This window comes from Ruegeria sp. Alg231-54, assembly GCF_900143525.1.
Classification (GTDB): domain Bacteria; phylum Pseudomonadota; class Alphaproteobacteria; order Rhodobacterales; family Rhodobacteraceae; genus Ruegeria.
Genome location: NZ_FREZ01000001.1, coordinates 716,096 through 738,086, shown reverse-complemented (window position 1 = coordinate 738,086; position 21,991 = coordinate 716,096). Strand labels below are relative to the sequence as shown.

The following is a 21,991-nucleotide window of genomic DNA, read 5'->3' as shown; positions in this document are numbered from 1 at the left end:
CGGCGCATACCTAAGGGGGTTGTACGCTCGGGTCAAGTCTGTTCAATTTTTGGGCTATTGTTTAAAAACAATAGGTTAGAAATATGCAACCCCTGTTGTATCGCGCTTTTTGTTTCGATATGGTCGGGGTTCCTTTGCCATGGGGATGGACAGAACATATGGATATGCGATCACGGGTGAACACTGCCCTGAAGCAAGCAATGAAAGACAAGGATGCCGAGCGTCTGTCGACGCTGCGCCTGATTAATGCTGCGATCAAGGACCGTGACATCGCCTCGCGCGCGTCTGACAATGAAGAAGCCAAAGGCTGCGGCGACGCAGAGGTGCTTGAAATTCTTGGTAAAATGACCAAGCAGCGCAAAGAAAGCGCCCGTGCCTATGAAGAGGGCAGCCGGTTGGATCTGGCCGAACGGGAACTGCGCGAGGTCGAAGTCATCGAGGAATTCCTGCCCAAGCAATTGGACGATGACGAGGTGAGCAAGGCCATTCAGACCGCAATCACGGCGACCGGCGCCGGGTCGATCCGCGACATGGGCAAAGTGATGGGTGAGCTGAAAACTCGCTACACCGGCCAGATGGATTTCGGCAAGGTTGGCCCGATGGTCAAAGATCAGCTCTGCGCTGCGCCAGGCGGCAGCTGCTAAGATCTTTTTCTTGCGAAGATGCTAAGGCTGCGCGACAGGTTCGCGCAGTTTTTTTGTGAGCTCATCAAACAGCGAAATCCGCTCTTCCTCAGACAGAAACGCGCCGATTTCAACTTCGCGGCCGTCCCCGGTCAGTGTGACATAATTCGGGACCGGGCCGCCGCGCTCATGCATTTCGGGACGTGCCCAATAGCGGTTGCAGGACCACTCCTGCTGCCCCCGTTGCGGGTGATGCTGCACCAGACGGGCCTGCGAGCCGGTCAAGGTCAACACCTCGAAAACGCTGCGTGCACGGTAATTGGACTGGATCGCGAACCACAGTCCCAGAACGGTCAACAGCATGAATGGCAGCAAACCCCACAGCAAAACCGACCCAAGAACAGCCATCAGGGGAATCAAGCCAAACAGGAAGACCGCCAACACCACACGCACCGCCCAGCGTGGGGGCAGAGAGTTATGCGGCCACAGGCGCAGTTCTTGCTCGGAACTTGAGGTTTGATTCCATCGATATGGCATGGTGCAAAAATAGCGCAACAACTGCCGGTGTCTAACAGGAAAGATCAGATGACGTGTCCGACTTTGGCCCAGGACAACGCGTCGTCCAGCCGGTCATCGCCCCAGAAAACCTCGCCGCGCACGACCAGGCTGGGGGCGCCGAAAACGCCCAGCTTTGTGGCCTGTTCGGTTTCGGTTTCAAGGGCCGAGATCGTGTCCGGGCTGCGGGCGCGGGCAAGGGTCAGGCGTGGGTCCTGCTGACACCGATGCAGCGCTTCTGACAGCGCCGTTTCGCTGCCCGCCTCAATTCCCTCTTCGAACCAGATGCGGTACAAGTTTTGGGTAAAGGATTTCCCCCAGCCATCCGCCATACCCAGCACGGCGACCTGATTGGCCAGCGCAAGATCCGAGATCGGGTAGGGTGCAGGAAGCGTTGCGTGCAGGTGGTACTTTGCGGCGCGCCGCTCGATATCGCGCCACATATATGCGGATTTGGCCGGTTTGCCCGCAAAGGGAATGTTCTGTTGTTCGGACATTATGGTGCGCACGTTGAACGGGCGCCAATTGACGGTCGCGTCATGCTCATCACACCAATCATCCAGGCGCATGATTGTCAGGAAGCTGTATGTGCTGCCGATGGAAAACCAAAAGTCAATTTCGGGCATCTGATGGCTCCGATCCCAGGGTTTCTGGATACATGATACCCTAAAATTGGCAGATTACCGAACGCACCCTGAAATGCCGTTGCGGACGCGCCAAATCGGGTCGCTCTAAAACAGAACTTTTTCGATGGGTAGCGCGGGTTGAGGCGCAACCCCACAGTCGGTCATCTGCCGCAAGTCAATCTCGATGCTGCGACAAAGGGCCGAGATCGGAACATCGGTCACATCCCCTTCGAACGGATCCTCCATCGAGGCGCTGACGCGTTCGGTGACAAAGAAGATCCAGCAGACCAGCGCCCCAACTGGCGCAAATGTCAGCCAGTCGAAGATAACAAGCTGCCATACAGAGATTTCTGCCCCGGGGATGATTGATCGCTCGTCGTTGAACGCCAGCGGCAGCATGAAGATGAAGATCCAACTGAAGACGCGACCGACCTCGGCAACCTGTCTTGGGAATGGTGTGTTTTTGATGCGCTCACATTGCCCCTGTGTCGTCGTAAACCGCGCGAGGCGGTCCATCAGGGCGACGTGCCAATAGGGGTCAATGCCACGGCTGCGCGCCAGCTCAGCAAGCTTTTCGCCCTGAAGAAACATCAGATAGGCGGCGCGATTGCTCTTGCCTTCAAGCCTGGGCAAGTCGCTTTCCAATTGGCGTTCACGCCAGCATTCGGGCTTTTGATGCAGCTCGGTGCGGTCTGAAATAGGTTTGTGTCCAAACATCCATGGACGTCGGCTGCGTCCTGTCGGCGAGGGCTGGCGCAGCTGAAAGGCAAGCATATTGAGCCATGCGATGTGACGTTCGATCAGTTCGTCGCGCAGCGCGGGATCAATCGGTGTGCCGTCGGGCAGCACCAGATTGCTAATAGTGTTGCCCCAGTCCCGGCTGGCATTGACGATCTCGCCCCAGATGCTGCGCGCTTCGGACCAGCGCGCAAAGGCCGATGTGTTTTTGAAGCCCAGAAAGAATGCCACTGCCAGCCCGAGCATGGTGACGGGCGGGCTGGGGTTCGAGATCAGCTCGATTGTCGTGAGCTCGTCCGCCAGTACAACCAGCAGCGTCCATGTCAGCACGATGCAGATAAAGCCAAAGGAGCCTTTGACCATCTGTCGTACAGTAATTCCATCGTGAAGGATCATGACCGACCGGGTCCTGCGCAATTGGCGATTGCGGATCAGTCTAACGGCTTATTCTCGGGCAAGTCTATGCCAGCGTTGTCTAATTCTCGAGGTCTGAAAAATGAAAAGCCCCGCGTCTGCGGGGCTTTGTCAGTCTATCTTGCCGGAATTAGTGGGCGTGGCCTTTATCCCAGTCTTCCTGCTTTGGCAGCTGCTCGAACGTGTGCTCGGGCGGTGGGGTTGGCAGGGTCCATTCCAGCGTATCCGCGTATTCGTTCCAGGGGTTCGGCCGGGTCTCACGCTTGCCACGCAGCAGGGCGTAGATCACGATGCCGAAGAACAGCAGGAACGAGGCGAACGAGATGAACGCGCCGATCGACGATACATAGTTCCACTGGGCGAATGCCTCAGGGTAGTCGATGTAGCGGCGCGGCATGCCCTGACGGCCCAGGAAGTGCTGCGGGAAGAAGGTCAGGTTGGCGCCAATGAAGAACATCCAGAAGTGAACCTTGCCCCAGAATTCCGAGTACTGGCGACCTGTCATCTTGGAGAAGTAGAAGTACATTCCCGCAAAGATCGCAAACACGGCACCCAAGCTCATCACGTAGTGGAAGTGCGCAACCACGTAATAGGTGTCGTGATACGCACGGTCCACACCGGCCTGCGACAGAACCACACCGGTCACACCGCCAACGGTGAACAGGAACAGGAAGCCGAAGGCGAACAGCATCGGTGTCTTGAACTCGATCGAACCGCCCCACATGGTCGCGATCCACGAGAAGACCTTAACCCCGGTCGGCACCGCAATGACCATCGTGGCCAGCATGAAGTACGCCTGCTGACGCAGTGACAGGCCAACGGTGTACATGTGGTGCGCCCACACGACAAAGCCCAGCACACCGATCGCGATGATCGCCCAGACCATCGGCAGGTAACCGAAGACCGGCTTGCGCGAGAAGGTCGCGATGACGTGGCTGATGATGCCGAAACCGGGCAGGATCACGATGTACACTTCCGGGTGGCCGAAGAACCACAGGATGTGCTGATACAGGATCGGATCGCCGCCACCAGCGGGATCAAAGAAGGTGAATCCAAAGTTGCGATCCATCAGCAACATGGTGATCGCGCCCGCCAGAACCGGCAGCGACAGAAGAATCAGCCACGAGGTGACGAAGATCGACCAGCTGAACAGCGGCACCTTGAACAGGGTCATGCCTGGGGCACGCATGTTCAGGAAGGTGGTGATCATGTTGATCGCGCCGAGGATCGAGGAGGCGCCCGATACGTGCACGGCAAAGATCGCAAGGTCCATGGACATGCCGCCTTCGGTTGTCGACAGCGGCGGGTACAGAACCCAGCCAACGCCCGAACCGAGCTGATCGTTACCACCGGGACTCAGCAACGAGGCCACACCCAGCGACGTACCAGCGACATAAAGCCAGAAAGACAGGTTGTTCATCCGCGGGAAGGCCATGTCCGGTGCACCGATCTGCAACGGCATGAAATAGTTGCCAAATCCGCCGAAAAGTGCGGGGATGACCACGAAGAACATCATCAGAACACCGTGGTAGGTGATCATAACGTTCCACAGGTGTCCGTTAGGGGTGCAGAGCTCGGCTCCGCTGCCGAACAGTCGGAAGCCTTCCAGGCACATATGCTGCACCCCGGGTTCCATCAATTCGATCCGCATGACAACAGTCATCAGAACTGAAATCAGACCGGCAAGTGCCGAGACGACCAGGTATAGAATCCCGATGTCCTTGTGGTTGGTCGACATGAACCAGCGCTGGAAAAATGTGCGCTGGTCTTCATGGTCGTGACCATGAATGGCTGCGTCTGCCATTATAGGTGCCTCCTGTTGCAACTGCACCGCGCAGTTGGACCTCTCCAACGCGCGGGATTCCTGCTGGTTTTAGATTGCGGGGGGACGACCTTCAATGGTCGAGTTTGATCTGGATCAAGATTAATTGTCGCGGGCAGGAGGGCGACCCGCGAATTTTTCACCAAATTCCGCATTCATCTGGGTATCAGCGCCCCGAATTCAAGAGGGCGGCTGGGAATTGCGTTCCCCGCTTGACCCGGGCGGGGGTGCGCCGCAGAACTGTCGGCAACGCGTCAATCGGAGAATTGAAATGACCGCCTATGATCCCGAGAATATTTTTGCCAAGATTTTGCGCGCAGAGATCCCTTCGAGCCGAGTATACGAAGATGACGATACGGTGGCCTTCATGGATATCATGCCGCGCGCGGACGGGCATCTGCTGGTGATCCCCAAAACCCCTTGCCGCAACATTCTGGATGCAACACCTGCACAATTGGCGGCTGTGACTGCAACTGTCCAAAAAATGGCCAAGGCTGTCGTCGCAGCGTTTGATGCGGACGGTGTCACGATCCAGCAATTCAACGAACCCGCCGGAGGGCAGGAGGTGTTCCACCTGCATTTCCATATTCTGCCGCGCCATGATGGTGTTGCTGTACGGGCGCCGGGAACGATGGGCGATTTCGACCTGATCGCGCAGCATGCCGAAAAGATCAAAGCCGCGCTGAGTTGACTGGGAGGCAGTTACTTCGAGTGCGCGTGTGGCCCCGCGCACTCATTATGATCGCCAAATGCGTGAAGCACAGCGCAGACATGGTCGTGCTTGCCATCGCAGGCTTTGGAAATTCGGGTCAGTTCCGCTTCGAGGCTGCGCAGGCGGGAAATACGGTCCCGTAGGTCGGCCAGCTGCCTTTCGGCAATTTCATGCGCTTGGTTAAGGTCGCCGCCAGACGCGCCTTCCAGGGAAAGTAAACCCTCGACATCGGTCAGCGGTAATCCAAGATCGCGGCAATGGCGAATAAAAAGCAGCCGTTTCAATGCAGTGTCGTCGTACCGACGCTGATTACCCGCTGTTCGGTCCGGGCGAGGCAACAGACCTTTGTCTTCGTAAAACCGGATGGTCGGAATCTTGACCTGCGTGTGACGCGACAGATTCCCAATTGAATACATCTTTTTTCCTCAGGACTCTTGAACCTCTAGTCACTAGAGGAATTACATGCAATGTGCAGCCGTAACAAGGGACACACATTTCAGATGGCACATGATCATTCTCATAAGGGGCACAGCCACGCGCACCATCACATAGACCCGGAGGCAGGGGACGCGCGTGTTGCTTGGGCCATTGCCGTCAACATGTTCCTGACGCTGGCGCAGGTCATTGGGGGCATTTTTTCAGGGTCGCTGGCGTTGATCGCCGACGCCCTGCACAATTTCTCTGACGCCATCGCGCTGGTCATCGCCTTTTTCGCCCGCAAAATCGCCCGCAGACCTGCCGACCCACGCATGAGCTTCGGCTATGGCCGGGCCGAGGTCGTCGCCGCGCTTGTCAACTATACCACTCTGGTCGTGCTGTCGGTGTACTTGTTTTACGAGGGCGTGATGCGGTTTTTTGAGCCTGAGCCGGTTAACGGCTGGATGGTCGTCTGGATCGCGGCACTGGCCTTGATTGTGGACCTTGTCACGGCTGCGCTGACTTACTCAATGGCCAAGGACAGCATGAACATCCGGGCGGCCTTTCTGCACAACGTGGCGGACGCCTTGGGATCGGTGGCTGTGATCATTGCCGGCACCGCGGTGATCCTGTTCAACTGGACATGGGTAGACCCCGCCGTCACGATCCTGATTTCGGTCTACATACTGTGGCATGTCAAAAGTGAAATTGGCGAAACGATCCGCGTTCTGATGATGGCAGCGCCCCCCGAACTGGACCCGGAGGAGGTCGCCTCGGCCATCGAGGACATACCGGGTGTGTCCGAGGTTCACCATGTCCATCTGTGGAGCATGCAGGAGCGAGAGCCTGCGTTAACGGCCCATCTGGTCGTGGACGCGGCGGCCTGGGCCGATGCGGAAGGGGTGAGAGCCAGCGTCAGACAATCACTCCGTGACCGGTTTGCCATTGGTCACGCCACGCTTGAGCTTGAGCAGATCGACCGCGCGTGTGTCGGGTCGTCTCGATTTGGGCATACAGAAGAGAAACTATAGAGTGGGATGTGAATTGCCGCTCCGATTTGGGGTCGGAACGGCAGACTCGTTAACTAATACATTTCCGATTACTCAGGATGACCCAAGATCACCGGTTAACACACCACTCACTCTAAGAACGGTGAGTCCATATTACCCGCAAACACGCAGGATGTATCCAATTGAGTGAGTTTTTCGCCCATTTGCCCTATTTGTACGGTAGCCATTGGGAAATTTCGGCTCAGTATGGAAACAGCGGGGTCAAAATTTGCGGGATTGTTAACGTCGCATTGATTCTGAACGATTCGCGGGTATCAATTCAGGCCCTATCGGGGTCAAAAACCTCTGAAAAGGTTTTCCGCAGGGCCGTGTCCACGTCCACCAGGGTGACCGGCAACCCCAGATCGACAAGCGACGTAACGCCATGTTCGGTGATGCCGCAGGGGACGATGCCAGAAAAATGTTCGAGGTCAGGTTCGACATTGATCGAGATGCCGTGGAAGCTGACCCATTTGCGCAGGCGTAATCCGATCGCCGCCACCTTATCCTCGGCAGGTTGGCCCGAAACGGTCATTGGTTTGTCATTGCGCCGCACCCAAACACCAACGCGACCGTCACGGATTTCACCATGCACGTTGAACTCGGCAAGCGCTGCGATCACCCATTTTTCCAGTTGCTTGACGAAACGGCGCACATCCTTGCCACGTTTGTTCAGGTCCAGCATCACATAGGCCACGCGCTGGCCGGGGCCGTGATAGGTGTATTCACCACCGCGCTTGGCCTCAAAGACCGGAAAGCGATCCGGGTCAGTCAGATCCTCGATCCGGGCCGAGGTGCCGGCGGTGTAAAGCGGCGGATGCTCCAGCAGCCACACACACTCATCCGCTTCTCCTGCCGCAATTGCGGCCACGCGCGCCTCCATGAAGGCGACGGCATCATTGTAATCGGTCAGCCCGTCAGTGATCTTCCATTCCATAGGGGCTCCTTACCGTCGGGGCAGAGCGAAGAAAAGAGGTCACGCAGCCTCGGTCAGGCACCGTTGCAAAAGGTCCGAATAGGTTTCGGCCCCTTGCGCACCGGTCACCAGGTACTTGCCCGCAAACACCATCGACGGGACACCTGAAACACCACGGCTGGTCCAGAACTGTTGCTTTTCGCGCACCGGCGCAATGTGATCGCCCGAAGTCAGAGCCGCACGGGCAGCGTCCCGGTCCAGACCCGCCGATTGGGCCGCATCAAGCAGGACCTCGGATTGGGATACGTCCTGTTGATTGGTAAAGTAAGCCTCGAACAGGGCTATCTTCAACGGATGCTGGCGGCCTTGCGTTTCAGCCCAGTCCAACAGTTGATGCGCGGCAAAAGTATTTACCATCCGGCTTTCGTCATTGAAGTTGAACTTAAAGCCAAGCTCGGCGCCGATCTGGGTCAACCGATTGCGGGCCTGCTGGCTCTGCTCGATCGTCGAGCCATACTTCTCAATGATATGTTCGCGCAGATTCTGGCCCTCTGGCGGCATATTGGGGTTTAGCTCAAAAGGATGCCATCTGAGATTGGCGAGCACGTTTTGTTCTTTCAAAGCCAGGTCCAACTGGCGAAACCCCACGATGCACCAGGGGCACACAACGTCTGAGACGATATCAATCTGGACAATTGGGCGGGGATCTTGCACGGTCATGGGCGGGCTCCGGGGAAGGGGGAAATAAACGCTGTCTGCAGTACAGATAAGGATGGCACTGCGGAATTCAAATCGGCGTGTTTTTTGCCTCTTCACATCCTGCTCACCACCGTCTATATGCCCCTCTACCAAGTCATTGGCGGTGCGGTCGTGGCGGAATTGGTAGACGCGCAGCGTTGAGGTCGCTGTGGGGTAACACCCGTGGAAGTTCGAGTCTTCTCGACCGCACCAGAACTAGCTTGATCAGTTGGTTTTAGCTATATAAATAAGGGCAATCAGTATTCTTCGAGTGTGTCGCACAACGCAAACAGCACACAATGGCTTTTAGAATGAGATCAAATACATCGCCCCTATCAGCCCTGCTCAATGGCGTTTCCGTATACGGTGGCCCAATCGGGTGCGTAAAATCCGTGGCGAAGACTACTACCAGAAGCACATTAAGGCGCGTGAAGGGGCAGATTTTCAGCGTGAGCGTGAGTATCAGTTTCAGCTGAGAAACTTTGACGCGATTGTTGAGGATACGTACAGGCGGCAACCTGAGGTTGACACTAGATCTGCCACTCAGAAGTTCATCGACACCCAGCAATTTGCAAAGCATTAAATGGCGGGTGTTCAAGGGTTGGACCCCGACGATAGCTGGACCCGTCGGCTAGTGGGGGAAAGCCTAGAAGCCCGCGAAGTTGTAGCCGCTATCCTGAACCTTAATCAAGAACCCCCGAAGCCGATGTTGTTCGACATGCTGGATATTTACGCGCAGGACAACGAGTGAATTAGTTCAAATAGAGAGTGCCGAATCGATGAATAAGCTGAAAAACGTTAACAGTTTGGTGGTCATTGGCTTCTTTGTTTCCAGTTTCTATCATTTGGAATAGCGGAAACGAACAAAACACGAGAAACTCTCAGTGCTTGGATAGTTCATACCTTAATATAATTCTTGTGATATCGCGGCCTGCAAGTAGGAGGCCTTTTTGCCGAAAGTTGTGAATCTACCGCATCTTAGGAAATGTACTTAGTAACGAGTTTGCTGTTCCGATCGCATGATCGGAACAGCATTTTCTTTTTGGAGTTGCATTGGCATTACGCAGACTCCCTCTATTCACCACAGGCGGTTTCGAGTGTGCCACGGGGTCTTGTGATTTTAGGGTTAACTATACCACGGAAAATCCGCTCTGGAACAATGGGATTGCTTCGAAGTAGTACGATGATGTGCCATCGAAATTGCTCAGTAGGATTCCGCTAATGTTGCTTGGATTGCATGGCGCAGGGTAGTGAGGTCTGCTCGTCTCCGGCGGCACCTACTTCATGCCCGCTTATGGCGGGAAGCATAATAAAAAACTCTGTGCCTTCACCAAGTTTGCTTCTGTAGTCTATTTCTCCTCCAAAATGCTCCACAATTTCCTTTGAAATGTGCATCCCGAGCCCTGTACCGCCTGCGTGACGTTCATCGGAAGAGTCAATCTGTGAAAAGCGATCGAAGACTTTGTCCTGGCACCCCTCGGGTATCCCTATGCCGTGGTCTTTGACGAAGAGGCGAATCTTCCCACGGACTTTTTCGCATCCGACGGTTATCTCGCCTCCATCAAGGGAAAATTTGGCTGCGTTGGAGATCATGTTGGCTAACACTTGAAGAAGGCGGGACGCATCACCTTTAACGAACAGATCTTTGTTTCCCCTTATGTCCTCCACAATTTCTACGTTGTGAGCACTGGTGTACCCGGTGTTAACGGAAATCGCTTCCTGAACCAGCGTATGTACATCAATAGTTCCATCACGGTAGTTCATTTCACCGGCCTCCATTTTTTGTATGTCCAGCACATCATTGATAAGTGATGCTAGCCGTTCGCTGTTTTTGCACGCTAAGTGTATGAGGCTTTGCATTGAATCTGGAACTTCACCCAATGCGCCTGTGTTGATTAGGTCAAGTGACCCCTTGATCGATGTAAGAGGCGTACGCAGCTCATGGCTGACTGTCGATATGAACTGAGTCTTTGCAATGTAGGCCGCTTTTGTTCTTTCGTGCTCTGCTTTGAGCTTTTCGAGTTGCTCCAAATTCCTGCGGTAGAGCTTCAGAAACACCATCGAACAGTCGATCAGAAAATACATTACAAAGATAACGGTGAAGAAGTGCAGCCAGAGTTCAGACGAAAGCTCGGGGCGTTCGATCCAGATATCCTTGACGACAATCAACATGAACGAAACGCCGTACATGGCCAAACGGACAATCATCGCCCACAGAAACTGATGGTTGTTCATTGCTGCAAACAACGCCGCAGCAAACAAGAAGAACATTGGCGTAAAGTGACCACCGGCGGGCTGTGCGAAAGCAACTGAAACTGCGTACAGGCAGATTGCGGCTGAGCTCAGGACCGTGTTCAACAGAATCCAAACAACCATCATACCTATTGCTTTGTGCTGGTCTGGCTTTAAGCGCGGTACGCGTTTGGCCAGCAATAAATCTTGCACTTCACAAATGAGGATCGTCCCATAGAACAGCATGGCGTTAAAGGGATCGAAGAAGAACGCAGTCAAAATGGTCGTGGCCAGATAAATAGCCTGCCGCTGCCACAGAAGCGCAAAGCTCATGGCAGTATAATCTATGATGTTTTGCAGAAGCCGGTTTTCCGTTTCACCGGAATCCCGGTCCGGCAGATTGGCGTCGATGGCTGTCATCCAAATGTCTTCGTTTTTCGCGCTTGGAAAGTACCAATACCGGCATAATGAGGACTTAGTTGGTCCAAATTGGGTTCACAGTTTGGCATCAATCCTTTGAAGCCTATCGCGATTGTTGGGCGATTCACGCAAGTTTTTGGTATAGGAAACCGCAAATTTTTTGCGCAATTGCAGAGCAGGGTACCCAAAATCGAGGATCTCGTTGCTAAGTGGGAATTTTTTCACCTTAATGTGTCCGAAAGAAGTAATAATTCTAAAAGGGTTGGGGTTTGACTGCAGTTGAAATTACGAAGTTGAGGCAGGGTACTGTCGCTCCTGTTACCGCTAGGCTTGCGACCAAGCCGGTGACACTGCTTCAGTTTGCAAGGTCAGCTGGCCGCAACATGTTTGAAGTCATCCCGGCAGAAACTCTGCGTGAAACTTATGTTCGTGGACCTTTGAACATACACTATATCTGCGATCCTGAAATGGTAACAGAATTACTCGTCGGCCAGGGCCGTTCGTTTCCCAAAGCCAAGTTCACCAAAGACATTATTGGATCGGCTGTAGGCAACGGTTTAATACTCTCAGAAGGGGAAAAATGGCGTCAGCAGAGGCGAAGGTATTCTCCATTGTTCGCCGCCAGAAACCTCCCGGTTCTGGCTCGGCATTTTGCAGAGACTGGTGTCGAGATTGCAGACTCATTGGCGGAACACGAAGGCCCTGTAGATATTGCACAAATTGCGCCTGCATCAACATTGACGAATATTTCTAGAGTGATTTTTTCAGGTAATAAGGAAGTCAGTTCAGAGCAGGTACGAGTGGGGCTGATCAAGTATTTCGAGTACATTTCTGATCTGTCCCTTTTCGATTTAATGGGTTTGCCAAAGTGGTTGCCGCGGAAAAATTGGCTACGCAGCTTGGCCCCGGTTACTAATATGCGAGACCTCGCCAGACGGGTCATAGATCAGCGTCGGGCCGAAGGCCGTAGCGAGCCATTGGACTTCCTCGATTTCATGATTGAGGCGTTGAAAACCGATTTCGAAGATGAAGCGACAACTGTTGACAACCTTTTGACCTTTGTCGTCGCTGGTCATGAAACTTCCGCTAACGCATTGGCCTGGGGATATTATCTGCTGGCCTTGCACCAAGATATGCAAACAAGAGTTAGACAAGAAATTCGATCTGTTCGCCCAGAAGGCCTATTGGAATTCTCGGACCTGGAGGCAATGCCACTCTTGCGCGCGCATGTTAAAGAGACGCTGCGGCTTTATCCCTCGGCCGCGTTTTTTGCCAGAGACGCAGCTGCGGACCTTGAAATTAAAGGGGTAAAGATTGAAAATGGCGATGCGTTGTTTTTCCCAGTTTACTCTTTGCACAGAAATGAAAAATTATGGGATGCTCCCAACGACTATCGGCCGGAACGGTTCCTGGGATCTACACTGCCGCGAGGTCAGTACATTCCGTTCGGAGATGGTCCCAGAATCTGCATTGGCGCTCAGTACGCTGAAACTGAGATCATGGTGCTTATGGCTTCGGTGCTCCGTAGAATAAATTTTTCGATTACTGAGTCAGAAATACCGGAACCAGTTTTGACGTTCACCATGCGTACCAGTGGCCCACTCATCCTCAATGCCGAACGGGTTCGCGACTAAAGTTAATATCTAAACCCTAGTGCTCGACTTCTGTTCGAGGCCGGCCTTTGCCAAAGACAAAGCTTGCTACCGGCGAGTGAGGTAAGTGTCATCGCCGTACATTTCACGCAGGACGGTATCAAACAATCTATTGTTGACCATTTCTTTGCGATGCGGCGTGTGCTTTGAAATCGAGGGGCAGGTCGCAACAAGGCCCTTTCTGAGGTTGGTCTCACGAAGATTCACCTTTTTAACAGCCGTGTCCAAAGATGCGAATGCTCCAACCTTTGTAATTGAACGAAGCGACACCGGTGTACTCTTCACCACCTTAAGATGGACAGAGGCGCATCGGTTACTGAGAACGGTCCTTAGTTCCTGGTTTAGAAAAGCTTCGGTTGGAATATTCAGGGTGCGTTCCCGTCCATGTGTAATAACGAGAAAAACGCCACTCCCTCGATAGGAATAGATTCCTCCGGCGGCCTGTGTTGCCTTTTGAATGCAAAATCCAATGTCGGAAACAGCGCGCCGAAAATCTCCAAATTCCCTCAGATCAAAGTGGTACCCCGCATCGCGAAATTTGATTGCTGTAACCCAGGAGTCAAATCGGCGCCCCCGTGAAAGCTGCTCCACATAGTTGTCGAACTCGACATACCCCAAGCATTGTTCCTGCTCGTCGATAGACAGGGGGTCTTCAAAACTGAATTTCTGATTAAAATCCAGTTCACTACGAAGACTTTCTATCGACGCTGAAGAGGATTGGGTTTTCTTTCTCTCCATCATTAGAAGATGGGCGGCGTTCATACGGCTGCGCAATTCGAAGAAGTCGAAGGGCTTAGTTATGTAATCAAATGCGCCTTCTAAAAATGCCCTCTCGATGTTCTGCCTGTCATCTAGAGCAGTTAACATTATAACAGGTGTTTCCAGATTGTCCGGCAAGTTTCGGATTTGCGAAAGCAACTCTATCCCAGAGGTTCCGGGCATCTGAATGTCAACAAGCAAACAGTCGAATGGGGATTCCGCTGCTTCTATCTGCCGAATCGCTTCATCAGCTGAACTGGCGGCAACCACTTTGCAGTTTTCGAGTTCAGGAAGTGCTGATTGGAGCAATTTCAGAATGTCAGGATCATCATCAACCGCCAGAACAGCAAGCGCGGTCTTTCTTTGTGCTCGAAGCTCCAGCTTTTTTTGGAACCGATCACTTACGAATGTGGAATGTCTCATAACTGGTGAACCGCCGATATCCTCATAACGGGTTAAACTTATGAGGCGAGTGGGTCGAAACAGCGGCAAAAATGGAGAAAATCGTCGTAGAAAGGGGTTTTTTCTTGACCTTTATTTGGCGCCAGCGGCTTCAACGACGAGTTGCCAGTTATTGTTGTGAACTACCGTCGCATTCTCCTAACATTATTTTTTTGGCAATTTGTTCGTGCCTAAGAGCAGTCTAAGATCGCAAAACTACGGAATTGAACAACGGTTGGAAGTCCAAACATCAATTCTGGAAACCCCACTAACATGCAAAACAGCCGCGGTTTCCCAATAGTCAGAAAATCAATCATAGTTGCTAAGAAATCTGCGCCGAGCGTCCAAGAGTACAAAAGACGCTCTAGTGGCTGAGTGGTTCCATTTACTTATGGATGTTGAACAAAACCGACTGACTGATGGTGCCATCGATGGAAAACTTTGCGCCGACAGGCGAGGCATTGATGCCCAGTCGCCGTGACCACCGTGCCCAGACTGAGGGGACGATGCCCAGTATGCTGGTCGCACCACCTTCCATCGCGACAGTAGTCATCTGGTGAAACAACTCCTGTTGAACCAGCAGCCTGCGTGACGATGCAACATCCTTTGCCACGAAGAAACGGGATGCTTCCCAAACAGAGCGCTTTACCGGGGCGTCCATAAACAAAACGTCAGATGGTATTCCTTTAAGGATACCTCTTTGCGCGTCGCGCAGCATATAACTATATACACCGCATTCTGCAGTTGTGGGTAGAAGTCGCACACCGCCTAAAACTTCACCGAATTCATGCAACACAATCCATCGACAGGCTGGCGTGTCGTATTGGTCGAATTCCATCCCGTCAGCTTCACCAACTTGCCACTTTAACTGGTCAATGAAAATTGACTTTCTGGTTTCAAGGTATTTTGCCAGCAGGGTGCCATACTCGTAAATATTGCGAAAATTAAGTGTAGTCGCGCGAATATTGCCAATGTCACCACGTGACGTTGGCGGACTGCTTTTGACAGCAAAAATTTCTAGTCGCGCCAAAGCACTTGGTGCGCCTGAAGTCCCGTTAGCAGGTGTCAGTTCCGGAAACCCCTCCGGGAGCGGGTATGTCTGCTTATACCTGAGTGGTCTGTCCATATTTTACTCATATTTTTGACACACTTATGGCAAGATTCAGTTCAGCAAGTCCACAACCCTATGCGGTAGTTGCCCGAATAGATGGATAGGTGTGTCTAAATCTCCTCCCTCCCTTTGGTTGAGTTTACTGACTGACCAAAAACTTTAGATAGTTCTTGGCTGTTATTTTCTCCCGCAGGCTTCATTTATTTCCTCGCGTCTGGCAACATTTTGAAAAAAGGCAGCTTCTTTTGCGTATTTCTTTCGAATTCACGATGGATCAGGCGCCGTCTCGCTCTCCGATAATGTTTCGAGGTAGCCGTGACGGCTGATAGGAGTAAAATCAAAATGGCATCAAGAATTGGAGGGATTTACTTTTCAATATGAGCACTTGCGCGGAAAATATTGTGCAAATTAAAAAAAATGCACAGACATAAGGAAGCCCGCCTTATGTCACCGTTTTGCCGCCTTCGTAAAAGAGGATGAAGAAACCCTGAGTGTTTTATGCGCCAGCCAAACGTTGCCTTAAGTCTGCAATGCCCAACGTTTGGTGAGGTGCAAAAGGTTGGTGAAAAGTTATGCGTATACTTGCTGTAGACGACGATCCGAGCATCCTGGAGTTGCTAGATAAAGTTCTGGACGCGTTCGGTTATAAAGATGTCGTCACCGCCAGAAGTGGGCGGGAGGCCATTGAAATACTGTCGAGACCTAACGAAGCGTTCGACTGCTTGCTACTGGATGTGCAGATGCCGCAAATGAACGGCATTACTCTTTGCGAAGAAGTGCGAAAACTACCGGAACACACGTACACGCCCATTATCATGGTGACCGCCATGGTACAAAAAGAGTACATCGACGAGGCATTCGGAGTTGGGGCCACAGACTACGTTACAAAGCCTTTTGAGTTCTCTGATCTGAAGCAGAGGTTGTCCGACGCGTATAGGATGGCAGCGGAACGCAGAGCCGCAATCGAGGTGCTCGAAGCTGAAACGGATTTTGAGTTGTGTTTTGACAATAGTCCGGACGTTCGCTTAAGTGATCCGCAATGTTTCGGAGAATTGCCCGGATTCATTGGGTTAGCTGAATTTGAGAACTACGTAATTCAGCTTTCAACGATGCACTCCATGGCTGCAAAACTTGTGGCGGTTAAATGCACAGGCGCCGAACAAATTTATAAGACGAGCACGGTCAGTGAATTCCGTAGTGCCATGACTTTAGCTGGCACAGCGGTTCTGTCAGCTAATCAGGAAGGGCGTAAAGTGGCGACCTATTGGGGAAATGGCGTGTTCTTGGTGATCTACGACAATCAAATTAACTTGAGAGTGGACCAGTTGGGTGCTCCGCTTCCGGGAGCATTGAAAGATATTTCCGGTGATGCCACTTCAGGCCGGCCAATTGGCTTCCAGGTGAGCGAAGAAGTTATGCTAAAAGCCAAAACCAAGATGGAGGCGTTGTTCTTGATAGACAAGGCCGTCGAAATGGCTGAAATGTCGGAAGGTCGAGCGGCGAATATCGGTTGAAAAACTGCACACATGGATGGTGATTATGACCAGATACTGGTGGAAAGAGCACGTTAAAACGCCCTAAGTTTTTTTGGGGGGGTGAAGTAAAGCTACGCGCTCAATCATAGGGCGGTCAAACTGTATGCATTTGCCCTACTTTGTTCGATCCTAGCGCCCATCCGGCAGCAACAATTCGGAGAAAGAACCCGTCAGCCTTTTCTCGGGATCTGACTTGATGCGAGATCTGGTATCCCCGCCTTTCTTTCATTCCCTGAATAGTAAACTCTTATCTTTCTATGGCTTCACACCCAAGATGCGCTCATTTGTTTCTGCGCCTTGCTCTGTAAACCCAAGCGAAGTGGGTTGGGCCGCTGACGGCAATTCCTCCAATTTGGTCCTTCGGTTTGCCGCGTGACCACTACCAATATTTGGGTCACCCTCAGGTTCTCAAATAATTCCAAGAGTTCTGCGGAGTTTTCGAACTCTCCAACTTCTTGGCACAGTTTTGTATGAGGGTTCAGTTTTGAATGAAGCAGTTAAGGTATTGAAAAATAGTGATTTAGTAAACAGCGTTGGTATAGTAATTGCCCTGTTAATCGGGTCAGTATTTTTGGCTGTCGTATCGCCTGAGTTAGGTTTCGTCACGGGCTTATTGTTGTTGCTTGTGCCGGGGTTTGCGCTGATCAAGCCGCTGCCTAAGCACAGCTGGGCCATAGAGGTTTTAGCTTTGCTGTATTGTCCTTCGTGGGGATGCCAGCCACGTTCGGGTCACTTAGCATGGTAAACGAACAAGAGGAAGTTGAACCAGCGTCACTTAAACAAGACAACCCAGAGGCATACCTTCCCTCGCCAAAAGACAAGGACCAAGAACTCTGGATGTCCGAAATGGCGGATATCGGCCCGGAACGGTATGCTGCTGAATTAGTTCGAATTGACAAAGAGCAGGAACTTCGCCATGCGGAGGCAGCGGCACGGTGTGAAGCAGAAAACCCTCTGCACGCGTAAAGCGTGTGCCATAACTATCTGGACGAAAAAACCGGAGCCGATTGACAGCCTCCACAATAGACAATACCTCCTTGCACAGCACACATTTGGGGAAACCTGATGGCTAAAGAAGGGCGTTTTGCTCATAAAATTATTGGGTCTGAGAAGCTAATTCGAAATCGCCAGATGCTTCTCGACCGCACCATTATTCACCCGAAAAACACGAATTTCAGCGCCTCTGCCGTGTAGAGTTGCACCAGTTTACGTTGGAATGACCACTTCACTATTTCCTGTCTCGCCCACGCGGATCGGGATGTGTATGAGTGGGCAATACTATTTGGGAAGGGTAATATGTCTCAGTCCATCACCGTGTTCACAACGATGAAGAACGAAGGCCCGTATATGCTGGAATGGGTGGCGTTCCACAAAACGCTCGGCATCGACCATTTTGTGATTTTCACCAACGATTGTGATGACGGAACGGACAAGATTTCTGCTAGGTTGCAAGAGCTTGGCCTGGCCACTCATGTCAGTAACGAAGTGAAGGAGGGGGGTAATCCCCAGCACCAGATGATGCACCGTGCGCGCCGCCAGCCCAAGGTCAAAGAGGCCGATTGGCTGCTGTGTCTGGATGTAGATGAATTCTGGAATATCCGTTGCGGAGACAACGGATTTCATGACCTTATTGCCGAGGTTGAGCAAAAGGCAGGTCAACCGGTTGATGCGATATCTTTCGCGTGGAAGCTGTTTGGAAGCTCGGGAAACATCAGTTTCGAAGACAGACCGGTGACCGAGGTATTTTCGATGGGGGATCAAGAGTTCCCCTATCATTCAAGCCGTGCTTTTGGGCTGAAAACGCTGTTCCGAAATAATGGCAAGTTCACCCGGTTTGGTCCGCATCGCCCAAAGGGCTTTGCCGAGGAGGTAGCGCCAGACATCGCTTGGTCAGATGCTGGCGGAAAGCTGTTTTCAGCCGATAAGGTCGGTTGGCGGGCGTGGCGCGGGTTCGACCATTCCTTGGGACGCATCCACCACTATTCAGTCCGGTCCATGGACGGGTTTCTGGTCAAGCGCGACCGGGGACGCACAAACCACATCAAGGTGGATCAGGGACAAGCCTACTGGCAGGACATGAATGCCAACAAAGAGGCCGACCAATCCATCTTGCCTGCCGCACGCCGCGCCGCGCCTCTGCTGGCCGATCTGAAGGCGGATGAAGAGTTGAACGAATTGCACGCGCAGGCTTGCGACTGGCACCGAGCCAAAGTGTCCGAAATCAAGATGCGCCCGGAATGGGTAGAGTTTCGCGTCTGGCTTGCCGATAACCTGATCTGATCATCATGGCCGAAGACCTTTCGAAAGAGCAGCTGAAACCGGAACACCCTGATCGCAAGACAGGGTATGAGCGTATCCTGACGGATCCCGCTCCGCCTTGGTTTGTCGAGCTGTACCCAGGCGGCGAAGGCACTGGGTACTTTCAAAAGCTGGAACGCCACTCGATCCTGTTCCATCAGCGCTACCCGAAGCGTCTGGTGGTCAGCTTCGACAATATCGCCAACGCCAATGACCTGTCCTTCGCGCGCGAGCCGTGGGGCTGGAAATTCTTTCGCGACGAAGGGTGGTCCCACATGGGCGTCTTCGCGCGCACCAAGGCATGGTATCGCGACCCCGAGATCATTTCCTATTTTGAAAACAAGGTCGCCGAGGGGTTCTTTGACCGGTTCGATCAGGTGGTTTTTGCAGGCGCATCGATGGGCGGCTTTGGGGCACTGACCTTTTCGGCGCATGTACCCGGCGCGCATGTGATCGCGTTCAACCCTCAGACAACACTGGATGAACGGCTGGTGCCTTGGGAAACCCGCTATAGGTTCGGCCGCGTACAGGATTGGGATCTGCCGATGAGCGATGCGGCTCAAACTGTTCAGACAGCTGGTAAGGCTTACGTCTTTTACGACCCATTCTTTGATCTGGACCGGCAGCAGGTTCAGCGTCTGCAGGGCGACAACGTGATGTTGCTCAAGACCTGGTTTTCAAACCATTTCGCGGCGCCCATGCTGCGCAAGCTGGATATCCTCAAGCCCGTGATGCTGGGGGCGATGGACGGCTCACTGGATACGGTTGGGTATTACAAGATGATGCGCGCCCGACGTCGCCTGCCTATGTATATTCGGGGGATTGAGGCCATCGGCGCCGAGCGGCACCCTGACTTGGCGGCAAAAGCCCGGCAGCGGTTCCGCCGACTGCGCCGGCAGGCCATGGCCGAGAAGGAAAGGGACGCCTCGTGACCGCCGCCAAAGGCGTGTTTGTCGGTCAGCGCAAGGACCGCATGGGCGCGCGGTTGCTGATGATGCTGACTTGCATCCGGCTGGCCGAAGATTTCGGCACGACATACCGGGTGAATTGGTTCCCGCAGGGCGCGGACGCGCCCGAGCTTGACCACCCACAAGAGTTGTTCGCGCAGGATTGGATTGATGAACACTTCCTTACTCCTAAGGAGTTCGGAGCTCTTTCGCAGAATGCCTTGCCGATCTGGTCCTTCCAAAGCGACACGTCGCCCGACCGCCTGATTGCGCATCTCAACGCCGGACGGTCGGTGTTGGTCGAGGAAGGTTTCGAGGTGCTGGCCTTCCCGTGGGAGGACGTCGAGACCATCCGGCCAAGGTATCGCGACTTCATTCACCGGGTCGGGTTCACGGAAGAAGTACGCGAAATTATGGATTGCGCGGATGCCAGGCTGTCAGGGCAGGGTGTATCTGCCTATCATATCCGCCGCGGTGATATTCTGAATGGGTTGCCGTGGAAGCACACGACCTGGCCCGCAAAGATCGAACCCGAAGAACTGTATGAGGCACATCTGGCGAAGAATGCGGATAAAGCGGCCATTATGTTCTCGGACCAGCCGGAACTGATTGCTCGGTTTCAAAAACGGTATCCACGGCTGATGCAGATGCAGGACATTGCCGATGTTTCCGGAATGACACGTGCGCAGCGCGACTTTCTTGAATTGTACGCTATGTCCCGTGCCAACTCAGTTATAGCTCCTCCTGTTTCTGCATTCTCAATGGCTGCCGCAAGATTGTCTGGTCAGCAGCACATGACATTTCGGGAAGCTCTAACATATGAAGAACGCAACGCCGCTAACGACAAAGCGATTGAACGGCTGAAATCAGGACCTAACAAATTCCTGAACTCGTCAGAAGCGGCCCATATTTATTCCAAAGTTCTGTTCCACCTTCACTCATTTCGGTTTGAAGATCGTTCAGTCGAGGCCGTCGAAATCGCGGAACCGTTACTGGCATCTGGTGCAGATAACGCCTTTTTGCCCAGACTTCAGGCCCTCAATTTGTTCTACCAAAAACGTTGGAGAGAGGCTTTGGATTTGACCGAAAAATCACTGGCCGACCCGAATGTTTGGCCTGAAGACTGGGCGGCGCTCTGCGCTTTGCGATGCGCTATTCTGGGTCAACTTGGCAACAGATGGCGCGCAGCCCAATCCTTTTGCCAAGCTATCTGGTCAAAGCCACTCAGACCCGATGTGGTTGTCTTGTCTTCTCGCGCATTGTATCGGGATCAATTGTCTTTGCGGTTGCTTCCACCGACCGATTGGATGTTGCAAAGATCTATGCGCCGTCCCTGGTATAGCTTCAATTCGTTTATTGCACAGCGTAAAGTGATTTCCCGGCTTCCTTGTAATTTCGACGCACTTTTATTGGACTGGGCGGACTTAGCCATAGACCAAAAAGCACGAAGGTTGCTGACCAGTTCCAAGCGGCTAAGAACACTTGAGTGGGGTCTGAACAGGCCAAAGGATATAATGGATGAAGATCTCTCGGTTGTCAGTTTTTCGACACAACTTAGATTGCACCTGGGCGACCTGTGTCGAGCGAACGCGATCGACATTTCACGGGACATTGCTTCAAAGCAGCCTGAAAATCCTTTGTATCACAAAAGGCTAGCTGAGTTACTTGAAGCAGAGGGTGATGCTTCGCGCGCGCGCCTTACTATGGCTGAGGCGCTTGCATGCGATCCTGATAACCCGTTTCTGATTTTTGCAATGGGCAGGTTGCTGGAGCGAATAGGGGCAACAGAGCAAGGTGAATCCCAAATTATAAGGGCTGCGGAGCTGGATGTTGCAACTGCATCAATCCAAGGCATGGCCGGACAAATATATCTTCGGCGAGGAAACAAGGCGAAGGCACGGCGCTTTTTGCAGAAAGCACATAATCTGTATCCATCCTACAAGCGGTTCAAGAACCAATTGAATCGCGTGGAGCGTTGATTCACAA

21 protein-coding genes and 1 tRNA gene are annotated in these 21,991 nt (G+C 52.8%); 12 read left to right on the top strand and 10 right to left on the bottom strand.

Going from position 1 to position 21,991, the window contains the following annotated elements; translation table 11 throughout:
• Positions 1-158 precede the first annotated feature (158 nt).
• A complete protein-coding gene (locus tag DHN12_RS03665) occupies positions 159-644 on the top strand; it encodes a GatB/YqeY domain-containing protein (protein ID WP_108859105.1) in 486 nt (161 codons plus the stop codon).
• A gap of 21 nt (positions 645-665) precedes the next feature.
• On the opposite strand, the gene DHN12_RS03660 is transcribed toward DHN12_RS03665, so the two are convergent.
• The 4 genes from DHN12_RS03660 to ctaD form a co-directional block, all read right to left on the bottom strand.
• Complete coding sequence (locus DHN12_RS03660) at positions 666-1,160, bottom strand: DUF2244 domain-containing protein (RefSeq protein ID WP_108858906.1); 495 nt, start codon at positions 1,158-1,160, stop codon at positions 666-668.
• A 44-nt stretch (positions 1,161-1,204) separates the two neighbouring features.
• Entirely contained in the window at positions 1,205-1,804 is a 600-nt protein-coding gene (locus DHN12_RS03655) for a 2-hydroxychromene-2-carboxylate isomerase (protein ID WP_108858905.1), read from the bottom strand.
• 105 nt (positions 1,805-1,909) lie between these two features.
• A complete protein-coding gene (locus DHN12_RS03650) occupies positions 1,910-2,938 on the bottom strand; it encodes a bestrophin family protein (protein ID WP_108858904.1) in 1,029 nt (342 codons plus the stop codon).
• Positions 2,939-3,086: 148 nt separating this feature from the next.
• The gene (gene ctaD, locus DHN12_RS03645; protein WP_058277640.1) at positions 3,087-4,760 is read right to left on the bottom strand and encodes a cytochrome c oxidase subunit I; all 1,674 of its coding nucleotides are present in this window, start codon (positions 4,758-4,760) and stop codon (positions 3,087-3,089) included.
• A 289-nt stretch (positions 4,761-5,049) separates the two neighbouring features.
• Here ctaD and DHN12_RS03640 point away from each other — a divergent pair, with 289 nt between their 5' ends.
• On the top strand, positions 5,050-5,469 hold the full coding sequence (locus DHN12_RS03640) for an HIT family protein (RefSeq protein WP_108858903.1): 420 nt from the start codon (positions 5,050-5,052) through the stop codon (positions 5,467-5,469).
• 11 nt (positions 5,470-5,480) lie between these two features.
• Here DHN12_RS03640 and DHN12_RS03635 read toward each other — a convergent pair whose 3' ends face one another.
• Positions 5,481-5,906 (bottom strand): MerR family transcriptional regulator, encoded by a 426-nt coding sequence (locus DHN12_RS03635; protein WP_108858902.1) that lies wholly within the window; start codon positions 5,904-5,906, stop codon positions 5,481-5,483.
• 84 nt (positions 5,907-5,990) lie between these two features.
• Between DHN12_RS03635 and DHN12_RS03630 the strand changes: the two genes are divergently transcribed.
• Entirely contained in the window at positions 5,991-6,938 is a 948-nt protein-coding gene (locus DHN12_RS03630) for a cation diffusion facilitator family transporter (protein ID WP_108858901.1), read from the top strand.
• A gap of 298 nt (positions 6,939-7,236) precedes the next feature.
• Here the strand turns inward: DHN12_RS03630 and lipB are convergent, their stop codons facing one another.
• A complete protein-coding gene (gene lipB, locus DHN12_RS03625) occupies positions 7,237-7,893 on the bottom strand; it encodes a lipoyl(octanoyl) transferase LipB (protein WP_108858900.1) in 657 nt (218 codons plus the stop codon).
• A 39-nt stretch (positions 7,894-7,932) separates the two neighbouring features.
• Complete coding sequence (locus DHN12_RS03620) at positions 7,933-8,592, bottom strand: DsbA family oxidoreductase (RefSeq protein ID WP_108858899.1); 660 nt, start codon at positions 8,590-8,592, stop codon at positions 7,933-7,935.
• A gap of 144 nt (positions 8,593-8,736) precedes the next feature.
• On the opposite strand from DHN12_RS03620, the gene DHN12_RS03615 reads away from it, so the two are divergent.
• The 3 genes from DHN12_RS03615 (at position 8,737) to DHN12_RS24345 (ending at position 9,361) form a co-directional block, all read left to right on the top strand.
• Positions 8,737-8,823: transfer RNA gene (locus DHN12_RS03615), tRNA-Leu, on the top strand.
• A 166-nt stretch (positions 8,824-8,989) separates the two neighbouring features.
• Positions 8,990-9,193 (top strand): hypothetical protein, encoded by a 204-nt coding sequence (locus DHN12_RS03610; RefSeq protein ID WP_108858898.1) that lies wholly within the window; start codon positions 8,990-8,992, stop codon positions 9,191-9,193.
• Positions 9,194-9,361, top strand: a complete 168-nt coding sequence (locus DHN12_RS24345) for a hypothetical protein (RefSeq protein WP_159089955.1) — start codon at positions 9,194-9,196, stop codon at positions 9,359-9,361. It begins immediately after the preceding gene.
• Positions 9,362-9,828: 467 nt separating this feature from the next.
• Here DHN12_RS24345 and DHN12_RS03605 read toward each other — a convergent pair whose 3' ends face one another.
• Positions 9,829-11,262, bottom strand: coding sequence for a cell wall metabolism sensor histidine kinase WalK (locus DHN12_RS03605; protein WP_108858897.1), 1,434 nt, complete (start codon positions 11,260-11,262; stop codon positions 9,829-9,831).
• Between the two features lie 383 nt (positions 11,263-11,645).
• Here DHN12_RS03605 and DHN12_RS03600 point away from each other — a divergent pair, with 383 nt between their 5' ends.
• A complete protein-coding gene (locus DHN12_RS03600; protein WP_234416537.1) occupies positions 11,646-12,896 on the top strand; it encodes a cytochrome P450 in 1,251 nt (416 codons plus the stop codon).
• 66 nt (positions 12,897-12,962) lie between these two features.
• Here DHN12_RS03600 and DHN12_RS03595 read toward each other — a convergent pair whose 3' ends face one another.
• Positions 12,963-14,096 (bottom strand): two-component system response regulator, encoded by a 1,134-nt coding sequence (locus tag DHN12_RS03595; protein WP_108858895.1) that lies wholly within the window; start codon positions 14,094-14,096, stop codon positions 12,963-12,965.
• 403 nt (positions 14,097-14,499) lie between these two features.
• Positions 14,500-15,240 carry an acyl-homoserine-lactone synthase gene (locus DHN12_RS03590; protein ID WP_234416536.1) on the bottom strand — a complete coding sequence of 247 codons (741 nt, stop codon included), beginning with the start codon at positions 15,238-15,240 and terminating at the stop codon, positions 14,500-14,502.
• Positions 15,241-15,797: 557 nt separating this feature from the next.
• Between DHN12_RS03590 and DHN12_RS03585 the strand changes: the two genes are divergently transcribed.
• The 5 genes from DHN12_RS03585 (at position 15,798) to DHN12_RS03565 (ending at position 21,984) form a co-directional block, all read left to right on the top strand.
• Positions 15,798-16,739, top strand: a complete 942-nt coding sequence (locus DHN12_RS03585; protein ID WP_108858894.1) for a PleD family two-component system response regulator — start codon at positions 15,798-15,800, stop codon at positions 16,737-16,739.
• Between the two features lie 759 nt (positions 16,740-17,498).
• Positions 17,499-17,726 carry a hypothetical protein gene (locus tag DHN12_RS03580; RefSeq protein WP_108858893.1) on the top strand — a complete coding sequence of 76 codons (228 nt, stop codon included), beginning with the start codon at positions 17,499-17,501 and terminating at the stop codon, positions 17,724-17,726.
• A 330-nt stretch (positions 17,727-18,056) separates the two neighbouring features.
• A complete protein-coding gene (locus DHN12_RS03575; protein WP_108858892.1) occupies positions 18,057-19,040 on the top strand; it encodes a glycosyltransferase family 2 protein in 984 nt (327 codons plus the stop codon).
• Positions 19,041-19,045: 5 nt separating this feature from the next.
• A complete protein-coding gene (locus tag DHN12_RS03570) occupies positions 19,046-19,990 on the top strand; it encodes a hypothetical protein (protein WP_108858891.1) in 945 nt (314 codons plus the stop codon).
• Positions 19,991-20,154: 164 nt separating this feature from the next.
• A complete protein-coding gene (locus DHN12_RS03565; protein WP_234416535.1) occupies positions 20,155-21,984 on the top strand; it encodes a hypothetical protein in 1,830 nt (609 codons plus the stop codon).
• The last annotated feature ends 7 nt before the right edge of the window (positions 21,985-21,991 follow it).

What these genes read in the sequence shown, in the direction of transcription:
- DHN12_RS03570 (WP_108858891.1), top strand. Translation starts at nt 19,046, where the DNA reads ATGGCCGAAGACCTTTCGAAAGAGCAGCTGAAACCGGAACACCCTGAT.
- DHN12_RS03585 (WP_108858894.1), top strand. Translation starts at nt 15,798, where the DNA reads ATGCGTATACTTGCTGTAGACGACGATCCGAGCATCCTGGAGTTGCTA.
- DHN12_RS03660 (WP_108858906.1), bottom strand. Translation starts at nt 1,160, where the DNA reads ATGCCATATCGATGGAATCAAACCTCAAGTTCCGAGCAAGAACTGCGC.
- DHN12_RS03635 (WP_108858902.1), bottom strand. Translation starts at nt 5,906, where the DNA reads ATGTATTCAATTGGGAATCTGTCGCGTCACACGCAGGTCAAGATTCCG.
- DHN12_RS03655 (WP_108858905.1), bottom strand. Translation starts at nt 1,804, where the DNA reads ATGCCCGAAATTGACTTTTGGTTTTCCATCGGCAGCACATACAGCTTC.
- DHN12_RS03640 (WP_108858903.1), top strand. Translation starts at nt 5,050, where the DNA reads ATGACCGCCTATGATCCCGAGAATATTTTTGCCAAGATTTTGCGCGCA.
- DHN12_RS24345 (WP_159089955.1), top strand. Translation starts at nt 9,194, where the DNA reads ATGGCGGGTGTTCAAGGGTTGGACCCCGACGATAGCTGGACCCGTCGG.
- DHN12_RS03600 (WP_234416537.1), top strand. Translation starts at nt 11,646, where the DNA reads ATGTTTGAAGTCATCCCGGCAGAAACTCTGCGTGAAACTTATGTTCGT.
- ctaD (WP_058277640.1), bottom strand. Translation starts at nt 4,760, where the DNA reads ATGGCAGACGCAGCCATTCATGGTCACGACCATGAAGACCAGCGCACA.
- DHN12_RS03620 (WP_108858899.1), bottom strand. Translation starts at nt 8,592, where the DNA reads ATGACCGTGCAAGATCCCCGCCCAATTGTCCAGATTGATATCGTCTCA.
- DHN12_RS03590 (WP_234416536.1), bottom strand. Translation starts at nt 15,240, where the DNA reads ATGGACAGACCACTCAGGTATAAGCAGACATACCCGCTCCCGGAGGGG.
- DHN12_RS03605 (WP_108858897.1), bottom strand. Translation starts at nt 11,262, where the DNA reads ATGACAGCCATCGACGCCAATCTGCCGGACCGGGATTCCGGTGAAACG.
- DHN12_RS03575 (WP_108858892.1), top strand. Translation starts at nt 18,057, where the DNA reads ATGTCTCAGTCCATCACCGTGTTCACAACGATGAAGAACGAAGGCCCG.
- DHN12_RS03630 (WP_108858901.1), top strand. Translation starts at nt 5,991, where the DNA reads ATGGCACATGATCATTCTCATAAGGGGCACAGCCACGCGCACCATCAC.
- DHN12_RS03580 (WP_108858893.1), top strand. Translation starts at nt 17,499, where the DNA reads ATGGTAAACGAACAAGAGGAAGTTGAACCAGCGTCACTTAAACAAGAC.
- lipB (WP_108858900.1), bottom strand. Translation starts at nt 7,893, where the DNA reads ATGGAATGGAAGATCACTGACGGGCTGACCGATTACAATGATGCCGTC.
- DHN12_RS03650 (WP_108858904.1), bottom strand. Translation starts at nt 2,938, where the DNA reads ATGATCCTTCACGATGGAATTACTGTACGACAGATGGTCAAAGGCTCC.
- DHN12_RS03595 (WP_108858895.1), bottom strand. Translation starts at nt 14,096, where the DNA reads ATGAGACATTCCACATTCGTAAGTGATCGGTTCCAAAAAAAGCTGGAG.
- DHN12_RS03665 (WP_108859105.1), top strand. Translation starts at nt 159, where the DNA reads ATGGATATGCGATCACGGGTGAACACTGCCCTGAAGCAAGCAATGAAA.